Source organism: Glaciimonas sp. OK215, assembly GCF_057787885.1.
Genome location: NZ_CM173544.1, coordinates 5,212,198 through 5,231,274, shown reverse-complemented (window position 1 = coordinate 5,231,274; position 19,077 = coordinate 5,212,198). Strand labels below are relative to the sequence as shown.

17 protein-coding genes are annotated in these 19,077 nt (G+C 55.3%); 9 read left to right on the top strand and 8 right to left on the bottom strand.

The features are described 5' to 3' along the window. Positions 1 to 84: 84 nt before the first annotated feature. Positions 85 to 360: a hypothetical protein gene (locus tag AC3CHX_RS24055; RefSeq protein ID WP_488630494.1), complete on the bottom strand. Its 276-nt coding sequence runs from the start codon at positions 358 to 360 to the stop codon at positions 85 to 87. Between the two features lie 216 nt (positions 361 to 576). On the opposite strand from AC3CHX_RS24055, the gene glpD reads away from it, so the two are divergent. Together glpD and glpK are read left to right on the top strand one after the other, a co-directional pair. Further along, on the top strand, positions 577 to 2,163 hold the full coding sequence (gene glpD, locus AC3CHX_RS24050; RefSeq protein ID WP_488630493.1) for a glycerol-3-phosphate dehydrogenase: 1,587 nt from the start codon (positions 577 to 579) through the stop codon (positions 2,161 to 2,163). Between the two features lie 80 nt (positions 2,164 to 2,243). After that, positions 2,244 to 3,746 carry a glycerol kinase GlpK gene (glpK, locus tag AC3CHX_RS24045; protein WP_488630492.1) on the top strand — a complete coding sequence of 501 codons (1,503 nt, stop codon included), beginning with the start codon at positions 2,244 to 2,246 and terminating at the stop codon, positions 3,744 to 3,746. Positions 3,747 to 3,758: 12 nt separating this feature from the next. Here glpK and AC3CHX_RS24040 read toward each other — a convergent pair whose 3' ends face one another. The 3 genes from AC3CHX_RS24040 to AC3CHX_RS24030 are packed head-to-tail and all read right to left on the bottom strand — an operon-like array spanning position 3,759 to position 6,481. Then, on the bottom strand, positions 3,759 to 4,265 hold the full coding sequence (locus AC3CHX_RS24040) for a glutathione peroxidase (RefSeq protein ID WP_488630491.1): 507 nt from the start codon (positions 4,263 to 4,265) through the stop codon (positions 3,759 to 3,761). Beyond that, a complete protein-coding gene (locus AC3CHX_RS24035; RefSeq protein ID WP_488630490.1) occupies positions 4,262 to 5,398 on the bottom strand; it encodes a PilT/PilU family type 4a pilus ATPase in 1,137 nt (378 codons plus the stop codon). Before AC3CHX_RS24035 ends, AC3CHX_RS24040 begins: the two co-directional genes overlap by 4 nt. Before the next feature lie 39 nt (positions 5,399 to 5,437). Then, a complete protein-coding gene (locus AC3CHX_RS24030) occupies positions 5,438 to 6,481 on the bottom strand; it encodes a type IV pilus twitching motility protein PilT (RefSeq protein ID WP_488630489.1) in 1,044 nt (347 codons plus the stop codon). Positions 6,482 to 6,600: 119 nt separating this feature from the next. On the opposite strand from AC3CHX_RS24030, the gene AC3CHX_RS24025 reads away from it, so the two are divergent. Then, positions 6,601 to 7,305: a YggS family pyridoxal phosphate-dependent enzyme gene (locus tag AC3CHX_RS24025; RefSeq protein ID WP_488630488.1), complete on the top strand. Its 705-nt coding sequence runs from the start codon at positions 6,601 to 6,603 to the stop codon at positions 7,303 to 7,305. A 58-nt stretch (positions 7,306 to 7,363) separates the two neighbouring features. Then, positions 7,364 to 8,188, top strand: coding sequence for a pyrroline-5-carboxylate reductase (gene proC / locus AC3CHX_RS24020; protein WP_488630487.1), 825 nt, complete (start codon positions 7,364 to 7,366; stop codon positions 8,186 to 8,188). Between the two features lie 98 nt (positions 8,189 to 8,286). Here proC and AC3CHX_RS24015 read toward each other — a convergent pair whose 3' ends face one another. The 4 genes from AC3CHX_RS24015 to recG all read right to left on the bottom strand — a co-directional run bounded on the left by AC3CHX_RS24015 (position 8,287) and on the right by recG (position 12,879). After that, positions 8,287 to 8,610, bottom strand: coding sequence for an ElaB/YgaM/YqjD family protein (locus AC3CHX_RS24015; RefSeq protein ID WP_488630486.1), 324 nt, complete (start codon positions 8,608 to 8,610; stop codon positions 8,287 to 8,289). Between the two features lie 77 nt (positions 8,611 to 8,687). Then, positions 8,688 to 9,542 carry a 4-hydroxybenzoate octaprenyltransferase gene (gene ubiA, locus AC3CHX_RS24010; RefSeq protein WP_488630485.1) on the bottom strand — a complete coding sequence of 285 codons (855 nt, stop codon included), beginning with the start codon at positions 9,540 to 9,542 and terminating at the stop codon, positions 8,688 to 8,690. 143 nt (positions 9,543 to 9,685) lie between these two features. After that, positions 9,686 to 10,633: a LysR substrate-binding domain-containing protein gene (locus tag AC3CHX_RS24005; protein ID WP_488630484.1), complete on the bottom strand. Its 948-nt coding sequence runs from the start codon at positions 10,631 to 10,633 to the stop codon at positions 9,686 to 9,688. A 110-nt stretch (positions 10,634 to 10,743) separates the two neighbouring features. Further along, a complete protein-coding gene (gene recG, locus AC3CHX_RS24000; RefSeq protein ID WP_488630483.1) occupies positions 10,744 to 12,879 on the bottom strand; it encodes an ATP-dependent DNA helicase RecG in 2,136 nt (711 codons plus the stop codon). A gap of 195 nt (positions 12,880 to 13,074) precedes the next feature. Between recG and queA the strand changes: the two genes are divergently transcribed. From queA to secF, 5 genes are all read left to right on the top strand, one after another. Continuing rightward, positions 13,075 to 14,100: a tRNA preQ1(34) S-adenosylmethionine ribosyltransferase-isomerase QueA gene (gene queA / locus AC3CHX_RS23995; RefSeq protein WP_488630482.1), complete on the top strand. Its 1,026-nt coding sequence runs from the start codon at positions 13,075 to 13,077 to the stop codon at positions 14,098 to 14,100. A gap of 86 nt (positions 14,101 to 14,186) precedes the next feature. After that, a complete protein-coding gene (gene tgt, locus AC3CHX_RS23990; RefSeq protein ID WP_488630481.1) occupies positions 14,187 to 15,314 on the top strand; it encodes a tRNA guanosine(34) transglycosylase Tgt in 1,128 nt (375 codons plus the stop codon). A gap of 202 nt (positions 15,315 to 15,516) precedes the next feature. Beyond that, positions 15,517 to 15,903 (top strand): preprotein translocase subunit YajC, encoded by a 387-nt coding sequence (gene yajC / locus AC3CHX_RS23985; protein ID WP_488644916.1) that lies wholly within the window; start codon positions 15,517 to 15,519, stop codon positions 15,901 to 15,903. Positions 15,904 to 16,111: 208 nt separating this feature from the next. Next, positions 16,112 to 17,971, top strand: coding sequence for a protein translocase subunit SecD (gene secD, locus AC3CHX_RS23980; protein WP_488630480.1), 1,860 nt, complete (start codon positions 16,112 to 16,114; stop codon positions 17,969 to 17,971). A 119-nt stretch (positions 17,972 to 18,090) separates the two neighbouring features. Next, positions 18,091 to 19,035, top strand: coding sequence for a protein translocase subunit SecF (secF, locus tag AC3CHX_RS23975; RefSeq protein WP_488630479.1), 945 nt, complete (start codon positions 18,091 to 18,093; stop codon positions 19,033 to 19,035). Positions 19,036 to 19,077 lie beyond the last annotated feature (42 nt).

Here is a 19,077-nt window from a genome sequence, read left to right as displayed (position 1 = left end):
AGCCCGGTTAAATGTCAGCTGTTACGGAATGGCGGTTGGCAGGATAGGCAACCGCCGACCATGCGCATCAAGGCAAATGCAGCGTCATAACCGGATGCCAATGTTGGTATCGCGACGCTCCATCGCATCCATTCCCATCGCGCATCCTGAAAAAAGCTGCTCTGAGTTCAGGTGTTTAAGCGCGCAGCGATGTGGTCTGGTGAGATTCGCATCACTGCCTGTTTTTTCATCACCGTGCAATACTAAATGACCATCTGCACAGGCCCGACTTCCTGGCAATCCTTTCGCTCGACCAACGGAACAATCATGGCGCAGACTCGTTCTCGGTGCCAATGCCTCAATTCCTGAAGTGAAAATCATATAGCGGCTCCGCAGTATTACTCTTACGACAACATGTTATTGCTATCACACAATGATTTGTCATTAATATAAATAATTTTCAATGTTCGAATTCGAACAATATACTTTCGAATATAAATATCTTATGATGTTGGTTGATATGGCAGCCTTGCCTTTTGGTGCATATCGAAGGGAGCGTTTGTCCAGTGAACGCATTACCGACACGAGGGGATAGTTGTGGCAACAGGTGAAATTGTCGATTTATTGGTGGTGGGCGGCGGCGTCAACGGTGCCGGGATCGCGCGTGATGCGGTTGGGCGTGGCTTGAGCGTGTTGCTTTGCGAACAGGACGATCTGGCAGCGCATACTTCGTCGGCCAGTACCAAGTTGATACACGGTGGTCTGCGTTATCTGGAACATTACGAATTCAGTCTGGTGCGCAAGGCGTTGCAAGAACGCGAAGTATTGCTGCGTTTGGCGCCGCATATCATTTCACCGCTGCGCTTTGTGATGCCGCATGTTTCCGGACTGCGTCCGGCCTGGATGATCCGCGCAGGCTTGTTTTTGTATGACCACCTCAGCAAACGCGAAGTATTGCCCGGCTCACGCGGTATCGATTTCCGTACCCATGTTTCTGGCGGTCCTCTGAAAAAGTCCTTGAAGAAGGGTTTTGTTTATTCCGACGCGGCGGTTCAGGATGCGCGTCTGGTGGTCCTGAATGCGATGGATGCGCACGAGCGCGGCGCCACCATTCTGACCAAAACACGATTGATTGCGGCCAAGCAAGGACCGCAACTTTGGGAAGCGAGTCTGCAGTCGGCCATCACCGGCGCAACCATCGCGGTACAAGCGCGTTGCATCGTCAATGCGGCAGGGCCCTGGGTTGCCAGCTTGCTTAGCGGCGCATTGAATACACCGGCGCAACATCAGATTCGCCTGGTCAAGGGTAGTCACATCGTTACCAGGCGCTTGTTCGATCATGACCACGCTTACATTTTCCAGAATCCGGACAAGCGCATCGTCTTCGCGATTCCGTACGAAAACGATTTCACCGCGATTGGGACCACGGATGTCGAGTACAGCGGCGACCCGAGCAAGGTGGAAATTTCGGCAGAAGAAACGGCCTATCTGTGCGAATCGGTGAACCGTTATTTCGATGTCGCGGTAGCGCCATCGCAGGTCGTTTGGTCATGGTCTGGCGTGCGTCCATTGCTGGAGGAGGAGGTCGCCAATCCATCGGCGGTCACGCGCGACTATCGTCTGGAGCTGACGACTGAGCACAACCTGGCGCCGGTGCTGTCGGTCTTCGGTGGAAAAATTACAACCTACCGCCGTCTGGCGGAAGAAGTGATGGAGAAGTTGCAACCGTTGTTTGGTTATATGACACCGGAAGAGTGGACCGCACACGCGCCGTTACCCGGCGGCGATATCGAAAATGCCGATTTCACCAGCTTCCTCAAGCGCTTTCAGCAGCGTTACGCCTGGTTGCCGGCAGCGACGGCGCAGCGCTATGCACATGCCTACGGGACCCGGGTCGAAAGTCTGCTGGACGGCATCCACGATGTCGAAGGGCTGGGCGAATTGTTTGGCGCTGATTTGTATGAGGCGGAAGTACGCTATCTGGTACGGCATGAGTGGGCGCTCACCGCTGAGGACATTATCTGGCGTCGTTCGAAGTTGGGATTGCGTCTGGATGCGGCAGCGGTGGCGCGCTTAAGCGCATGGCTGAGTGCGTGCGATGGGGGGAGCGTAGGCGATACCCGTCAATCGCTCCGATTGGCCAGCGCTAATGGCAATGTTGTAAAAGCAGGTTTTTTGCGGTGAATTGGCGGGTACGTCGACGATCCGCTTGGCATAAGAATAATGGCGCTTGAATACGCCTCCCAACCTTTGGAGTAGACAAGTTGAAAGACAAATACATATTGGCCCTGGATCAGGGTACTACCAGTTCGCGTGCCATTCTGTTTGATCGCCAGGGCAACATCGTATCGTCGGCGCAAAAAGAGTTTCGCCAAATCTATCCGCAGCCGGGTTGGGTCGAGCATGATCCGCAGGAAATCTGGTCGACGCAGGTCGGTGTCGCCGCTGAAGCATCGACCAATGTCGGCCTGAATGGCACTTCGATTGCCGCCATCGGCATCACCAACCAGCGCGAAACAACCATCGTATGGGATCGGGAAACCGGTAAAGCCATTTACAACGCCATCGTCTGGCAGGATCGTCGCACGGCATCGTTTTGCGATGAACTGAAAAGCCGCGGCCTGGCGGAGAAAATTCGGGAAAAAACCGGCTTGCCGGTGGACTCTTATTTTTCCGGGACCAAGATCCGCTGGATGCTGGATAACGTCGATGGCGCGCAGCAATTGGCGGATCAAGGCCGGCTGGCTTTCGGTACCGTCGATACCTGGCTGGTCTGGAATATGACGCGCGGCAAGTTGCATATCACCGACGTTTCGAATGCCTCGCGCACCATGTTGTTCAACATCCATGCGCTGGATTGGGACGACGAGTTATTGCAGATCATGGGCGTGCCGCGCAGCATGTTGCCGGCGGTCAAATCGTCCAGTGAAGTGTATGGTCATACCGAGCAATCAGGGTTTGGTTCCGAAATTCCGTTGGCGGGTATCGCCGGCGATCAGCAGGCGGCGCTGTTCGGCCAGATGTGCACCGAGCCGGGCATGGTCAAAAATACGTATGGCACCGGTTGCTTCATGATGATGAACACCGGCACCAAACCGATCGTCTCGAAAAATAACTTGCTCACCACAGTGGCCTGGAAGATCGGCGAGGAAGTGAATTACGCGCTCGAGGGCAGCATTTTTATCGGTGGCGCGGTGGTGCAGTGGTTGCGCGATGGGCTCGGGATTATTCAATCATCGAGTGAAGTCGAGAGTCTGGCGCGCAGCGTCAAAAATACGGACGGCGTGTATCTGGTGCCGGCGTTTGCCGGTTTGGGCGCACCGCACTGGAATCCGAATGCGCGCGGCACCGTGTTCGGCGTGACCCGCGGCACCACCGCGGCGCATTACGCCCGTGCCGCGCTGGACAGCATCGCCTACCAGACCATGGACGTGCTGAAGGCGATGGAAGCGGATTCCGCCATCGTCATTCCTGAGCTTCGGGTAGACGGCGGTGCCACGGCAAACAATCTGTTGATGCAGTTTCAGTCGGATATCCTTGGCGTCGATGTGGTCCGCCCAAAAATAACGGAAACCACGGCACTCGGTGCGGCTTATCTGGCCGGTCTGGCGGTCGGATATTGGAGCAGTACCGACGATCTGCGGGGGCAGTGGCAGCTGGACCGGCGCTTTCATCCGGGCTTACCGGCGGCAGAGGTCAAAGCCAATATCAAAGGCTGGCAGCGGGCGATTGTTGCGGCAACCGCCTGGGCCAATAACGATGCGTAAAGCGTCATCAACTCAGGATTTCGCCAGCAACTTTTCAATATCCGCCGTGAGTGCATCCGGCTTGGTTTGCGGCGCGTAGCGGTCGAATACGGTACCGTCCCTGTTGATCAGGAACTTGGTGAAATTCCACTTGATCCGCTCACTGCCGAGCAAGCCGGGTGCGGCACTTTTCAGATACTGATAGAGCGGCGCGGCCTGCTCGCCGTTGACGTCGATTTTGCTGAATAGCGGAAAGTCGACGCCGTAGTTTTTTTCGCAAAAGGCCCCGATTTCATCCGCAGTTCCCGGCTCTTGCGAACCGAACTGATTGCAGGGAAAGCCGAGCACTTCAAATCCCTGGTCACGATATTTTTTATAAATTTCTTCCAGCCCTGCGTACTGCGGCGTGAACCCGCATTCACTGGCGGTGTTGACGATGAGCACGACCTTGCCGCGGTAGTCAGCCAACGTGGAGGGGGTACCATCGAGTCGTTCGACGCTGAAGTCGTAAATGTTCGCTGCATTAGTTTGGTTGCTCATACAATCCCCAAATGTTCGGTGCCGGCAGACAGGTCGCGGCTGCTGGCATCCTTGCCGCGCAGCTTGATGGCCAGGCGCAGGTCGTTGACCGAGTCTGCATTGCGCAATGCGTCTTCGTAAGTGATTTGGTCAGCTTCGTATAAATCGAACAAGGCCTGATCAAAAGTTTGCATGCCAAGTTCACGCGATTTCTTCATGATTTCCTTGATTTCAAGCACGTTGCCTTTGAAAATCAAATCGGATATCAGAGGTGAATTTAGCATGATTTCAACTGCGACGCAGCGGCCCTTGGTGGCTTTCAGCGGTACCAGCCGTTGCGACACGACGCCCTTCAAATTCAATGAAAGGTCCATCAGCAATTGGGCTCGCCGTTCTTCCGGGAAGAAGTTGATGATCCGGTCAAGCGCCTGGTTGGCACTGTTGGCATGCAAGGTTGCCAGGCACAGATGGCCGGTTTCGGCGAAGGCAATCGCATAGTCCATGGTTTCGCGGTCGCGGATTTCACCGATCAGTATCACATCGGGCGCCTGCCGCAAAGTGTTCTTCAGTGCTATTCCCCAGTTTTCGGTATCGACGCCGACTTCGCGCTGGGTGACGATGCAGTTCTTGTGCGGATGAACGTATTCGACCGGATCTTCAATGGTGATGATGTGGCCGTGACTGTTTTCGTTGCGATAGCCGATCATGGCTGCCAGCGTGGTTGACTTGCCGGAGCCTGTAGCGCCGACCATGATCACCAGGCCGCGCTTGGTCATCACCACTTCTTTGAGCGTGTCGGGCAAGCCGAGATCTTCGAATTTCGGGATGTCGGTGGTGATGGTCCGCAGTACCAATCCGACTCGTCCCTGCTGTACAAATGCCGAGACCCGGAAGCGGCCCAGGCCGCCCGGACTAATCGCAAAATTGCACTCTTTGGAAGCCTCGAATTCGGCGGCCTGCTTGTCGTTCATGATGGCCCGCGCCAGCTCAATGGTGTGGGTGGTGTTGAGCGGCTGATTCGATACCGGGGTGACCTTGCCGTCGATTTTGAACGCAGGGGGAAAGTCCGCCGTGATGAACAGGTCGGAGCCACGCTTGCTCAGCATCAAGCGCAGCAAGTCATGCATGAATTTGGTAGCCTGATCGCGTTCCATAGTGTGTCCTGACGTATGCGAGAAATATATTATTGGAAGTTAGCCGGGGAAATTGTCAGGTGTCTTCGCCGCCGCACGCGCGGTTCCCATCGAGATCATATTGCGCTTTACCAGATCAGTCAGATTACTGTCGAGAGTTTGCATGCCAACGTTGCTGCTGGTTTGTATCGTCGAATACATTTGAGCGATTTTGCTGTCGCGAATCAGGCTGCGGATCGCCGGGGTACCCAACATGATTTCGTGGGCAGCGACGCGGCCGGAGCCGTCTTTTGTCTTGAGCAATGTTTGCGAAATCACGGCTTGCAGTGATTCTGACAACATTGACCTGACCATTTCTTTTTCTTCTCCAGGGAATACGTCGACGATACGGTCGATGGTCTTCGCGGCGGAAGACGTGTGCAGCGTACCGAATACCAGGTGACCGGTTTCAGCCGCCGTCAGTGCCAGTCGTATGGTTTCCAGGTCGCGCAGCTCACCGACCAGAATCACATCCGGATCTTCGCGTAATGCCGAGCGTAGCGCATTGTCGAACGAGTGGGTATGCGGACCGACTTCGCGTTGATTGATCAGGCATTTATTTGACTGATGGACGAATTCAATCGGATCTTCAATGGTCAGAATATGCGCATATTCATTTTCATTGACATGATTGACCATTGCCGCCAGCGTGGTCGATTTGCCGGAGCCGGTCGGTCCGGTAACCAGCACCAGGCCACGCGGCTTCAGCGATAATTCAGCAAAAATACGTGGTGCGTTAAGTTGTTCCAGCGACAGAATTTTGGAGGGAATGGTCCGCATCACGGCTGCAGCGCCGCGGTCCTGATTAAAGGCATTGACCCGAAACCGTGCCAGCCCCGGAATTTCAAATGAAAAATCGCACTCCAGATTTTCTTCGTAAACTTTGCGCTGGCCGTCGTTCATGATGTCATAAATCATGCTGTGCACATCTTTGTGCTCCAGCGGCGGCAGATTAATGCGGCGGACATCCCCGTGTACCCGGATCATCGGTGGCAGACCGGCAGACAAATGCAAGTCGGAAGCCTTGTTCTTGACCGAAAAGGCCAAGAGTTCGGTAATGTCCATTTATAATCCCTGTACTGTTTTTGTATTAGTTAATTAGTGGAAGGTAGTGCTGGAAGGCTTGCTGTGCCGGCCTCGCATCACATTCTGTGCCGACCGGCCATTTTTCAACCAAGTCGATTATGTCCTCAATCTCTCAGAAGTTGCAAGCTGTACACGAAAGTATCAGCCGCGCGCTTGCCATGGCGTCGCGCCCGGCTGACAGCGTGACGCTATTGGCGGTATCCAAGACGTTTGGCGCTGATGCGGTACTGGAGGCGGCCGCGGCCGGGCAACGTGCTTTTGGCGAAAACTACCTGCAAGAAGCGTTGGACAAGATGGTTGTGGTGAACACTGCAGCAACGCCTGTCGGGAACCTCGAATGGCATTTTATCGGGCCGATCCAAAGCAATAAGACGCGGCCGATTGCCGAGCATTTTGATTGGGTGCACACGATAGAGCGCGAAAAAATCGCGCAACGCTTGTCGGATCAGCGACCGCCTGACCTGGCGCCATTAAATGTTTGCCTGCAGGTGAATATCAGCGGTGAAGCCAGTAAAAGCGGCGTTGCGCCCGATCAGGCGCTGGCGGTGGCCCGGGCGATCGCTGCCTTGCCGCGCCTGAAACTGCGGGGTTTGATGGCCATCCCCGAACCCACTGCCGACGTGGTGCAGCAGCGCGCAGCGTTCCGTCGGGTCAGGGAATTGTTTGTACAATTGCAAGAACAGGGGCTGATGCTCGACACCTTGTCAATGGGGATGTCGGCCGACATGGATGCGGCGATTGCCGAAGGCGCGACGATCGTTCGTATCGGCAGTGCTATTTTTGGGCAGCGGGATTATTCCTGACAGTCACGCAGAAGATTTATTTACGCAGACAACGCATACCAGCGATTAGGAAAAAAACATGAAAAACAAGCTCAACATCAGTTTTATCGGCGGCGGCAATATGGCGACCGCCTTGATTGGCGGTCTGGCTGGGGAAGTGACCGAAGGTGCGAATATTCATGTGGTTGATTTGAATCCGGAGGCGTTGCAGAAACTGGCGCAACAATTTGGTGTGACTACGTCGACCGCAATCGACGCCGCTGTCAGCCGCAGCGACGTTGTCGTGCTGGCGGTCAAACCGCAGCAAATGAAGCAGGTGGTGGCCGGTTTGCTGCCGCATGTGTCGGGCCAATTGGTGTTGTCGATTGCGGCCGGAATTCAGGCGGTTGATCTGGCCCGCTGGTTGAATGGCCACGACGCTATCGTCCGCTGCATGCCGAATACCCCGGCATTGATCGGTAAAGGCATCACTGGCATGGTAGCTACTGCCGGTGTTTCGGCACAGCAGCGTGATACGGCCGATCTGATCATGCGTGCGGTGGGGGCGACCGTTTGGCTGGACGACGAAGCGCTGATCGATTCCGTTACCGCCATTTCCGGCAGCGGACCGGCCTACGTGTTTTATTTCATTGAGGCGATACAGCAAGCCGCGCAGGAATTGGGCCTGACCCCAGAACAGGGAAATGCGCTGGCGATTGCCACCTTTGTCGGGGCCTCGCAGTTGGCGGCGGAGTCGGCGGAGCCGGTGTCGGTATTGCGTGAACGGGTAACGTCGAAAGGCGGCACTACTTACGCAGCGTTGGCCAGTCTGGAAGCCAGTGCGGTGAAAGCCGCCATTGTTACGGCGGCGAAAGCGGCAGCGGCGCGCGGTAAGGAACTGGGCGAAGAGTTCGGTCGCGACTAGCTTGTCGGGATACAACGTAGCGCGGGGATATCGAGGGCAAAAAAAAGCGCAATTCGCGATGCGATTGCGCATTTTTTTTACAGCATTTTTAACGGCTGCTATTTGCTGCGGCCAATCACTACGCCAACCAGCAAGCCGATCGCAGCGGCAACGCCGACTGCTTTCCATGGATTGTCACCGACGTATTCATCGGTCACATACGCTGCCTGCTTACTCTTTTCCACCGCTTTTTTGGTGACTTTCGGCAGTTCCGATTTCGCTGTCTGCAGCGCCGATTTCAATTTCTCGCGCGCTAGTGCATAGCGGTCTGTAACGTTATCTTTTGTTTCATCCAGCAGCGCTTCGGTATCCTGAATAACGGCTTTCAGGCCACCGGCCAGATTGTCGCGGGTTTCTTTTGCGGATTCGTTATTGATAGCCATGATTTACCTCTTCTATGTGGGTGAACAAGTGGATTGATCGGATAACCTATTGCCGAGGAGAATTGGGAATGTTGTTGCTATCGTAATACATAGTCCAGCGCAATGCCACAAAATATAGCCGCACCGAGCCAATTGTTATGCCGGAATGCAGCAAAACAACCGGCCCGATCCCGCTTGCGGATCAGTATGTAATGATAAACCGCAAAAGCGACGGCCACCAGCAAGCCAGCGCTAAACCAGCCCCGCAAGCCGTATTGCCATCCCACCAGGAACACCAGTCCGAAGCAGATGGCATAGCAAGCCATCACTGCAAGAACATCGAAACGACCAAAGGTGATGGCGGAGGTCTGAATGCCAATTTTAAGATCGTCGTCACGATCGACCATCGCGTATTCGGTATCGTAGGCAACCGCCCAAAAAATATTCGCAATCAATAACACCCATGCGGCAAGCGGTACCGAATTTTGGACTGCGGCAAAACCCATCGGGATGCCGAAGCCGAATGCAATGCCGAGGTAGGCCTGCGGGATGGCAAAAAACCGTTTGAAATAGGGGTAGCTGCCAGCGATGATGGCGGCCGCTACAGATAGCTGTTTGGTCAGCGTATTCAGCGGCAGAATGAGCAGCAATGACAAGAGAGCAAGAACTGTCGCTACCATTACCGCTTCCCAGCCGGCGATCTTGCCGCTGGTAACGGGGCGTTGGGCAGTGCGTTTCACGTATTTGTCGAAGTCGCGGTCGGCGTAGTCGTTGATGGCGCAGCCGGCGGACCGCATCAGTGCGGTGCCCAGACAGAAAATGGCGACTAGTTTCCAGTCGGGTTTGCCGTCGCTGGCCAGCCAGAGGGCGATCAGGGTGGGCCAGAGCAATAGCAGGATGCCGATGGGTTTGTCGAGGCGGATCAGTTGGAAGTAGAGTTTGAGTCGGTTCATGGCGTTCTGGTGCTGTGGGCGCGGTTTTGCGTAAGTCCTGTTTTTGATTGTCGCGATATGTGGCAACGTCAGAGCGGAGCGGCACTTCGAAAGCCACGGGCCAGATTGAATGTGGTCTTCAAAGTAAGAGGCCGATTGTATCTTTAGCCCTGAATCACTTCCGCATTGCGTAAAAAATCCACCCCTGGCAATCCGCAAGCCAGCACCGCTTGCTGTACCGCATCGATCGCGGCGTGGCGGGTGAAGCTTTTGCGCCAGGCAATCACTACGCGACGTGATGGGCGGGGGGAGGAGAACGGGACGTAGCGCAGCATGCCGTCCTTGGCGTTGATGTCCGGTACGGATGCACGTGGCAAGGCGGTGATGCCGATGCCGGAGGCGACCATATGCCGGATGGTTTCCAGCGACGAACCTTCGAAGGTGCGGGCGATGCCGTCGCCGGCGGTTGAGAAGCGCGACATTTCAGGGCAGACTTCCAGTACCTGATCGCGGAAGCAATGGCCATTCCCGAGTAGCAGCATGGTCTCGGTTTTCAGGTCTTCGGCGCGGATACTCTCGCGGCTGGCCCACTGGTGATGTTTGGGCAGGGCGACGACGAAATCTTCATCGTATAACGGCTGCACCATCAGGCCGTGTTCCTGGAATGGCAGCGCCATGATGGCGGCGTCGAGTTCACCCTGGCGCAGTAATTCGAGCAGGCGCACGGTGAAGTTTTCCTGCAGCACCAGTGGCATCTGGGGCACCCGGTCGATGATGGTTTTCACCAATGGAGGCAGCAGGTAAGGGCCGACGGTGTAGATGATGCCGAGCCGTAGCGGGCCGGCCAGCGGGTCTTTATTCTGGTTGGCGATTTCGCGGATGGTCGCGGTTTGTTCAAGCACGCGTTCGGCCTGAGCGACAATCTGCAGGCCTAATGGCGTGACGGAAATCTCACTGCCGCCACGCTCAAAAATCACGACGCCTAATTCATCCTCGAGTTTTTTGATGGCAACTGAAAGTGTTGGTTGCGCGACAAAGCAGGCTTCTGCAGCGTGGCCAAAATGCTTCACGCGGGCCACGGCGACGATGTATTTCAGTTCGGTCAGTGTCATGTCGTTATCTTCGCATATTTTCTAAGCCGCTTCTAAAACCGGACAACCGGCCAGTTTCGGCGGCCTACATTGATCGGCTGCATGCCGGACCGGCATCAACAGACCCCCATTTACACCTTCAGAAAATCCTCCCGGCCGGCGAGCCAGCGCGTCAAATGCGCTTCTACCGTCAGCACATTTTCCGGAGTCGGATGATGCAACAAGTTCTGCGCCAGAGCACTAGCCTGATCGACTATCCAATGATCGGTACTCAAGTCGGCGAAGCGCAGCATGGCCTGTCCTGACTGACGCGCTCCCAGAAATTCTCCCGGACCACGTATTTCCAGATCGCGGCGTGCGATTTCAAAGCCGTCGGTGGTTTCACGCATGGTCATCAGGCGTTGCCTGGCGATCCGGCCCAACGGGCTCTGATAGAGCAGCAAGCATACGCTGGCCGCCGAGCCACGTCCAACCCGGCCACGTAACTGATGCAATTGCGACAAGCCAAACCGTTCGGCATGTTCGATCACCATCAACGATGCATTCGGCACATCGACGCCGACTTCGATGACGGTGGTGGCAACCAGCACATCGACAGCGCCAGCGATGAATGCGTCCATCACCGCCTGTTTTTCAATTTGCTTCAGGCGTCCATGCACCAGGCCGACGCGCAGGTCGGGCAGCGCTTCGGCCAGCATCGCATAGGTCTCGGTCGCGGTTTGCAATTGCAAGGCTTCCGACTCTTCGATCAGTGGGCAGACCCAATACACCTGACGGCCTTCCTGTGCGGCTGCGTGGACCCGTTCGATGACTTCATCGCGACGGTTCTGGTCAACGCTGCGGGTAACAATCGGCGTGCGCCCCGGCGGCAATTCGTCGATCACCGAAATTTCCAGGTCGGCGTAATAGGTCATCGCCAGCGTGCGCGGAATCGGTGTGGCGCTCATCATCAATTGATGCGGGACGAGGTCCGACGGCAAGCCGTCGTTGCTGCCATTGCCGCTACTTTCGGTCGCCGTTTTGTTTCGTAGCGTGAGTCGCTGGCCGACGCCAAAGCGATGCTGCTCATCGACAATCACCAGGCCAAGTTTGGCAAACTGCACGGTGTCCTGGATCAACGCATGGGTACCGATGATCAATTGTGCCTGGCCGGATTCGATGCGTTCCAGCGAGGCCTGTTTTTCTTTCTTTTTCAGGCTGCCGGTCAACCAGGCGACGCTGATGCCTAACGGTTCCATCCAGGCTGCGATTTTGCGGAAATGCTGGTCTGCCAGAATTTCGGTCGGGGCCATCAGCACTGCCTGAAAGCCGCTATCGATAGCCTGCGCTGCGGCCAGTGCCGCTACCACGGTTTTACCGCTGCCGACATCCCCTTGCAGCAGGCGTTGCATCGGAAAAGGCGCTTTGATGTCAGCACGAATTTCTGCCATTACACGTTGTTGGGCGGCGGTCAGCGTGAAGGGCAGGGTCTTTAAAAAGGCATCGGATAATTTGCCGATCAACGGTAACGCCCGCGCGTTTTGCGCGCGACGTGCGACTTGCGCCCGTTTCAACGAAAGTTGTTGCGCCAGCAATTCATCGAATTTCATCCGGACCCAGGCCGGATGCGATCGATCTTCCAGCGCGCCTTCATCGATGTCCGGCGGCGGGTTGTGCAGCAGCCGTACGGCCGCCTCGAAGGGTGTTAAGCGGTAGGTTTTCAGCTGCGCCGGCGATAAGGTGTCGCGCCATTCGACTTTTTGCATAGCGTCGGTAATCGATTTGCGCAGAAAAATCTGCGACAAGCCTTCGCCGGATGGATACACGGGAGTCAACGCGCTCGGTAGCGGCGCACCCTCCAGCACGATTTTGTAAGTCGGATGGACCACCTCGGCGCCAAAGAAGCCATGCCGAATTTCACCGCGCGCGCGCACCCGTGTGCCGACCGCCAGTTGCTTGGTCTGGCTACCGTAAAAATTCAGAAACCGCATCACCAGTTGGCCGCTGTCATCGGCCAGCGTGACGACCAGTTGCCGGCGCGGCCGGTACTGGATGTCGCAGCTGCTGACAATGCCTTCGACCTGAGCAATGGTGCTGCCCATCAAGCTGGCCTGGTGGATGCTGACGACCTCGGTTTCGTCTTCATAACGCGCTGGCAGATGCAGTACCAGATCCATATCCGTGCGCAATCCGAGCCGCGCCAACTTGCTTTCACGGCTCGTAGCGGTGGCGTTGGCGGCCTTGTTGGGCCTGGTGGCAGGAGCAGGTTTTCGCGTTGGATCAGGCATATAGGCCGTAAATTGGGCGGCTGGGCGTAAAATAGCGGGTTGTTCGTGGTAAACGCGGTGCTTATGCAATACAAGCGCAGCGCCATGAGACGGTCTTTTGCCATTGTAAAGGCTACTCGACGCATTCGTAAGGTGCTTTAACCTGATGTGTCCGTAGACCTGATTCTTTCATTACTTACGCGGTTTTAGTTAAGCATGCATTCTCTTTCCGATTACGATTTCACACTGCCGCCTGAACTGATTGCGCAACTGCCGCTGAGCGAACGCAGCGCTTCGCGTCTGTTGCATGTCGATGGCGCTACCTTGATCGACCGTCGGTTCACCGATGTGGTCGCGTTGCTGGCGCCCGGCGATTTGCTGGTGTTCAACGATACCCGGGTATTGAAAGCACGCTTTTTTGGTGTCAAGGCGACCGGCGGCAAGGTCGAAGTGCTGGTTGAGCGTGTGATCGACCACAGTACCGTGCACGCACAGGTACGGGCGTCGAAGTCGCCGCCGGCAGGGACCCGGATTCGCTTGGCCGAGGCATTCGATGTCACCGTCGGTGAGCGTGTCGGCGAGTTTTATACATTGATCTTTCCCGCCGATGTGTTTGAACTGATCGACACTTACGGTCGTTTGCCGTTGCCGCCGTATATCGAACACACGGCCGACGCGTTTGACGAGACCCGTTACCAAACCGTGTACGCGAAGCAACCGGGCGCGGTGGCGGCGCCGACAGCCGGCTTGCATTTCGATCAGGCTTTGCTGGAACGCCTGCGTCAAAAAGGCATCAACTTCGCCTACGTTACCTTGCATGTGGGGGCAGGGACGTTCCAGCCGGTGCGTACCGAAAACCTTGCCGAACATAAAATGCACACCGAGTGGTACACGATAGATGCCGCGACGGTGGATGCCGTGCGCGCGACCAAAGCCGCCAGCGGCAAGGTGGTCGCGGTTGGCACCACCAGTTTGCGAGCGCTGGAATCGGCGTCGCAAGCGGGCGAATTACAGGCCGGCAGCGCCGACACCGCGTTATTTATTACACCAGGTTATCGTTTCAAGACCGTCGATCGTCTGATTACCAATTTCCATCTGCCGAAATCCACCTTGCTGATGCTGGTGTCGGCTTTTGCCGGATACGAGGTCATCAAGGCGGCTTACGCGCACGCGATTGCGCAGCGCTACCGTTTCTTCAGTTACGGCGATGCCATGCTGCTGACGTATCGACAAGATGAATAAATATAAACCGCTCGCCCCGAACGGGAGGCCGGCATGTTTAACGATGTGCCGGATTTTAGGTCGAAAACATCATTTAAAGAATCGTTATGCTTGAATTTACGCTACTCAAAACCGAAGGAAAAGCGCGCCGCGGCCGCGTCAAACTGAACCACGGCGTGGTCGAAACACCGATCTTCATGCCGGTTGGCACCTATGGTTCGGTCAAGGCAATGTCGCCGCTGGAGCTGAAAGAAATCGATGCCCATATCATTCTCGGGAATACTTTCCATCTGTGGCTGCGCCCCGGTCTGGAAGTGGTCAAGAAGTTTGGCGGCCTGCATAAATTCATGGGCTGGGACAAGCCTATCCTGACTGACTCCGGCGGTTTCCAGGTGTTTTCGCTGGGCGCGATGCGCAAGATTACCGAAGCCGGCGTGAAGTTTTCATCGCCGATCAATGGCGATAAATTGTTTCTGTCGCCTGAAGTCTCGATGCAGATTCAGAAAGTGTTGAATTCCGACATCGTGATGCAGTTCGATGAATGCACGCCGTATGAAATCGATGGCCGTCCGGCGACGCAGGTCGAAGCCGCGGAGTCGATGCGCATGTCTTTGCGTTGGGCCAAGCGCTCGCAAGATGAATTCAAGGCCGGAGAAAATCCGAACGCCTTATTCGGCATCGTCCAGGGCGGCATGTTTGAGCACTTGCGCGATGAATCTCTGGCGGGTTTGAACGCGCTGGATTTCAACGGCATTGCGATCGGCGGCCTGTCGGTCGGCGAGCCGAAAGAAGAGATGATGCGCGTGCTGCAACATATCGGCCCGCAATTACCGGCTGACAAGCCGCATTATCTGATGGGCGTCGGTACGCCGGAAGACCTGGTCGCCGGCGTCGAAAATGGCGTCGACATGTTTGACTGCGTGATGCCGACCCGTAACGCGCGTAACGGCTGGCTGTTTACCCGTTTTGGCGATCTGAAGATCAAGAATGCACGCTACAAGGAAGATACACAGCCACTCGATGAAAGTTGTGGTTGCTACGCTTGTCAAAATTTCTCACGCGCCTATTTGCATCATTTGCATCGCACCGGCGAAATCCTTGGTGCGCGCTTGAATACGATACATAACCTGCATTACTACCTGGATTTGATGCAAAACATCCGTAATGCATTGGATGAAGGCAGGTTCACAGCGTTTGTGGCGCAGTTTCATGCAGAGCGCGCGCGCGGGGTTTGATCTCGTTGCCGGAGGCGCAACTCTTGTTAAACAGGTCATTGCCCCCATTTGCAGGCCCGCGTCGATAGGGCTTGCCAGCATCTGGCAACGGTCTGAAAAATGACCTTTGGCGACTCGAAATATAGCGCTATTGGCAATAATTCAAGCTTGGCAATTAGCGGTAAATAAGCAGTGTGCTATTCCGGCACCGCCCAATGCTAAAATGCGAAGCTATTTTAAAACAACCACTTGGAGCATTCTCGTGTTCATAACTACTGCATATGCGCAGACTGCGCCCGCCGCAACCACTTCTACCGGTCCGTTCGGCTTGGGTGGCAATCTGACCAGTTTCCTGCCGATCATCTTGATGTTCGTTGTGCTGTACTTCCTGATGATTCGTCCACAGATGAAACGTCAAAAAGAACAAAAAGCCATGATGGATGCGCTTGGCAAGGGCGATGAAATCGTTACAGCCGGCGGTATATTGGGGAAAGTTATCAAGGTTGCCGACGGTTACGTGACGCTGGAAATTGCCAGCGGCACCGAAGTCACCCTGCAAAAAAGCGCAGTCACCACGTTGCTGCCCAAGGGCACGATCAAGGCGCTGTAATCGGCATCGCAACATCGTGTGCTGAGCGTGATCGAACAAGGGCACCCACCAGGGTGCTCTATTCAAATGGTCAGGCCCAAAGGAGTCTGTCGTAGCTGGAGTTCGACAGACTCCCTGTATTCCCAAGCGTCCCTATCGGTATCGGGCACTATTTATAGAAGTAAGAGTTTGTAGCAAGTTGCGGACTCACACAAAACGCTGAATCACTATGAATCGCTACCCCCTCTGGAAATATATTGTGATCGTCATCGCGCTATTGTTTGGCGTGCTGTACACACTGCCGAACTTTTTCGGCGAATCACCTGCGGTGCAAATCAGTAGTGGAAAGTCTACCTTGAAGGTGGACAGCACGCTGAGCGGACGGGTGGAGCAAGCCCTGCAGCAAGCCAATTTGACGCCACTCAGCGTGGTCTTCGATAACGCTGGCACCCAAGGTTCGGTGCGTGCCCGTTTCAAGGATACCGACACCCAGTTCAAGGCCAAAGCCCTGCTGGAAAAAGAATTAAATACCGATCCGACCGATCCGACCTATATCGTTGCCTTCAATCTGGTACCGAATACACCGCAATGGCTGCAAAGCATTCACGCGTTTCCGATGTTCCTCGGCCTCGATTTGCGCGGAGGTGTGCATTTCCTGATGCAAGTCGATGTCAACGCGGTCATGAACAAGCGTATCCAGGGCTTGCAATCGAGTGCCCGCAGCATTCTGCGCGACAAGGATATTCGTTACAGCGGCCTGGACCGCAACGGCGATGCGATTGAAATCAGCTTCCGCGATCAGGACACGCTGAGCAAGGCCAAGGATTTGCTGGCAGGACAGTTGCCGGAACTGGTGCTGACAGAAGGACCGGCCGGCGCAGAGCCGAAGCTGAGCGCGACCCTGAAGCCGGAAATGTTGAAAAAAGCCACCGATGAAGGTGTGCAGCAAAACATTCTGACACTGTCCAAACGCGTCAATGAGTTGGGTGTTGCCGAACCAATCATTCAGCGTCAGGGTGCCGATCGTATCGTGGTGCAATTGCCGGGCGTGCAGGATGTGTCGCGCGCCAAGGACATCATTGGCCGTACGGCGACACTGGAAGTGCGCATGGTCGATGAGTCGGTCACGCGTGGTACTGAAGCCACCGCAGCGGTGCCGTTTGGTTCGGAACTGTTCAAGGTTGGCAAGAACGCGCCGGTGATTTTGTACAAGGATCCAGTGCTGACCGGTGACTATATATCTAACGCTTCAGTGTCTTTCGACCAGAATCATCAGCCGGCAGTCAGCATCGACCTGAATGGTGACGGCGGCCGCAAGATGCGCTCCGCCACCCGTGACAAAGTCGGTAAGGCGATGGCGGTGGTCCTGTTCGAAAAAGGCAAGGGCGAAGTCCTGACGGTAGCGACGATTCAAAGCGAGTTGGGATCGAGCTTCCAGATTACCGGCATGGGTACGCCGGAAGCGGCCGCCGACCTGGCATTGTTGATGCGCGCCGGTTCGTTGGCGGCACCGATGGAAATCATCGAAGAGCGCACCATCGGGCCACAACTTGGTGCCGAGAATATCCAAAAAGGTTTTGATTCAACCATGTACGGATTTATGGTCGTCTCGGCTTTCATGATTATTTATTACCTGCTGTTCGGCGCATTCAGCGTGATCGCACTGTCGGTCAACCTGTTGCTGCTGGTTGCGGTGTTGTCGACTTTGCAGGCAACCCTGACCTTGCCTGGTATCGCTGCGATTGCGCTGACGCTGGGTATGGCGATTGACGCCAACGTACTGGTGAACGAACGGATACGCGAAGAATTGCGTAAAGGAAATTCTCCGCAGGCGGCGATTGCGCTGGGTTTTGAACATGCATGGCACACCATTCTCGACTCCAACGTGACGGCATTGATTGCCGGTGTGGCGTTGCTGATTTTCGGTTCCGGTGCGATTCGCGGCTTTGCGGTGGTGCATTGCCTGGGTATCCTGACCTCGATGTTCTCAGCGGTGTTCTTCTCGCGTGGTCTGGCTAATTTGTGGTACGGCCGGCGCAAGAAACTGGCCACTTTGTCGATCGGTAAAATCTGGAAGCCGGGCGACTAATTCATCGTCTGGTGACTGCAAAAATCGCAAGAAAGTAGATATTGATATGACCGTGGTGCCGCCATCTTGCAGCGCAGGATGGTAAAAAATGGCAGCAAGGTCGAACCGAAAGGAATGTGATGGAGTTTTTCCGAATCAAAAAAGATATTCCGTTCATGCGCCACGCATTGATTTTGAATGCGGTGTCGGCGTTGACGTTTGTCTTGGCCGTGTTCTTCCTGTTTCATAAGGGCCTGCATTTGTCGATCGAATTCACCGGCGGTACGGTGATGGAGGTCACGTATAGCCAGCCGGCGAACATCGAAGGCATACGCCAGACGGTTGAGGAGATTGGTTTTACCGACAATCAGATCCAAAGCTTCGGCACCGCGCAAGACGTCATGATTCGTCTGCCGGCTAAAAAAGGCATTAGCTCATCGCAGCAAAGTGAAACCGTCCTGGCAGCGTTGAAGGCCAAGGATCCTGGCGTTCAGTTGAAACGTACCGAGTTCGTCGGACCGCAGGTTGGCGATGAGCTGGCGCACGATGGCCTGATGGCGCTGCTGTTCGTGATCGTTGGTATCGTGATCTATCTGGCGATCCGTTTCGAATGGAAATACGCGGTCGCAGCGATCATCGCCAACTTGCATGACGTCGTGATTATTCTGGGGTTTTTCGCGTTTTTCCAGTGGGAGTTTTCGCTGACGGTATTGGCTGCGGTACTGGCGGTATTGGGGTATTCAGTCAACGAATCGGTGGTGGTGTTCGACCGCGTTCGCGAAACTTTCCGCGACCGCAAGTTCGGCAAGATGCCCACCCCGGATGTGTTGAACCACGCGATCACCAGCACGATTTCCCGTACCATCATCACCCACGGCAGCACTGAAATCATGGTGTTGTCGATGCTGATCTTCGGCGGTCCGACGCTGCATTATTTCGCTGCCGCACTGACCATCGGTATTTTGTTCGGGATTTACTCTTCGGTATTCGTCGCTGCTGCGATTGCCATGTGGCTGGGCGTGAAGCGTGAAGATTTGATCAAGCCGATCAAAGAAAAAAGTGAAACTGACGGTGCCGTAGTCTAAGCATCGCCCGGATAAAAAAGCCAGTCTTCGGACTGGTTTTTT

Excerpts from the sequence above, each read along its gene's own strand:
- AC3CHX_RS24055 (WP_488630494.1), bottom strand. The coding sequence starts at position 360 with ATGATTTTCACTTCAGGAATTGAGGCATTGGCACCGAGAACGAGTCTG.
- AC3CHX_RS24040 (WP_488630491.1), bottom strand. The coding sequence starts at position 4,265 with ATGAGCAACCAAACTAATGCAGCGAACATTTACGACTTCAGCGTCGAA.
- AC3CHX_RS24035 (WP_488630490.1), bottom strand. The coding sequence starts at position 5,398 with ATGGAACGCGATCAGGCTACCAAATTCATGCATGACTTGCTGCGCTTG.
- AC3CHX_RS24030 (WP_488630489.1), bottom strand. The coding sequence starts at position 6,481 with ATGGACATTACCGAACTCTTGGCCTTTTCGGTCAAGAACAAGGCTTCC.
- AC3CHX_RS24025 (WP_488630488.1), top strand. The coding sequence starts at position 6,601 with ATGTCCTCAATCTCTCAGAAGTTGCAAGCTGTACACGAAAGTATCAGC.
- proC (WP_488630487.1), top strand. The coding sequence starts at position 7,364 with ATGAAAAACAAGCTCAACATCAGTTTTATCGGCGGCGGCAATATGGCG.
- AC3CHX_RS24015 (WP_488630486.1), bottom strand. The coding sequence starts at position 8,610 with ATGGCTATCAATAACGAATCCGCAAAAGAAACCCGCGACAATCTGGCC.
- ubiA (WP_488630485.1), bottom strand. The coding sequence starts at position 9,542 with ATGAACCGACTCAAACTCTACTTCCAACTGATCCGCCTCGACAAACCC.
- AC3CHX_RS24005 (WP_488630484.1), bottom strand. The coding sequence starts at position 10,633 with ATGACACTGACCGAACTGAAATACATCGTCGCCGTGGCCCGCGTGAAG.
- recG (WP_488630483.1), bottom strand. The coding sequence starts at position 12,879 with ATGCCTGATCCAACGCGAAAACCTGCTCCTGCCACCAGGCCCAACAAG.
- queA (WP_488630482.1), top strand. The coding sequence starts at position 13,075 with ATGCATTCTCTTTCCGATTACGATTTCACACTGCCGCCTGAACTGATT.
- tgt (WP_488630481.1), top strand. The coding sequence starts at position 14,187 with ATGCTTGAATTTACGCTACTCAAAACCGAAGGAAAAGCGCGCCGCGGC.
- yajC (WP_488644916.1), top strand. The coding sequence starts at position 15,517 with ATGCGAAGCTATTTTAAAACAACCACTTGGAGCATTCTCGTGTTCATA.
- secD (WP_488630480.1), top strand. The coding sequence starts at position 16,112 with ATGAATCGCTACCCCCTCTGGAAATATATTGTGATCGTCATCGCGCTA.
- secF (WP_488630479.1), top strand. The coding sequence starts at position 18,091 with ATGGAGTTTTTCCGAATCAAAAAAGATATTCCGTTCATGCGCCACGCA.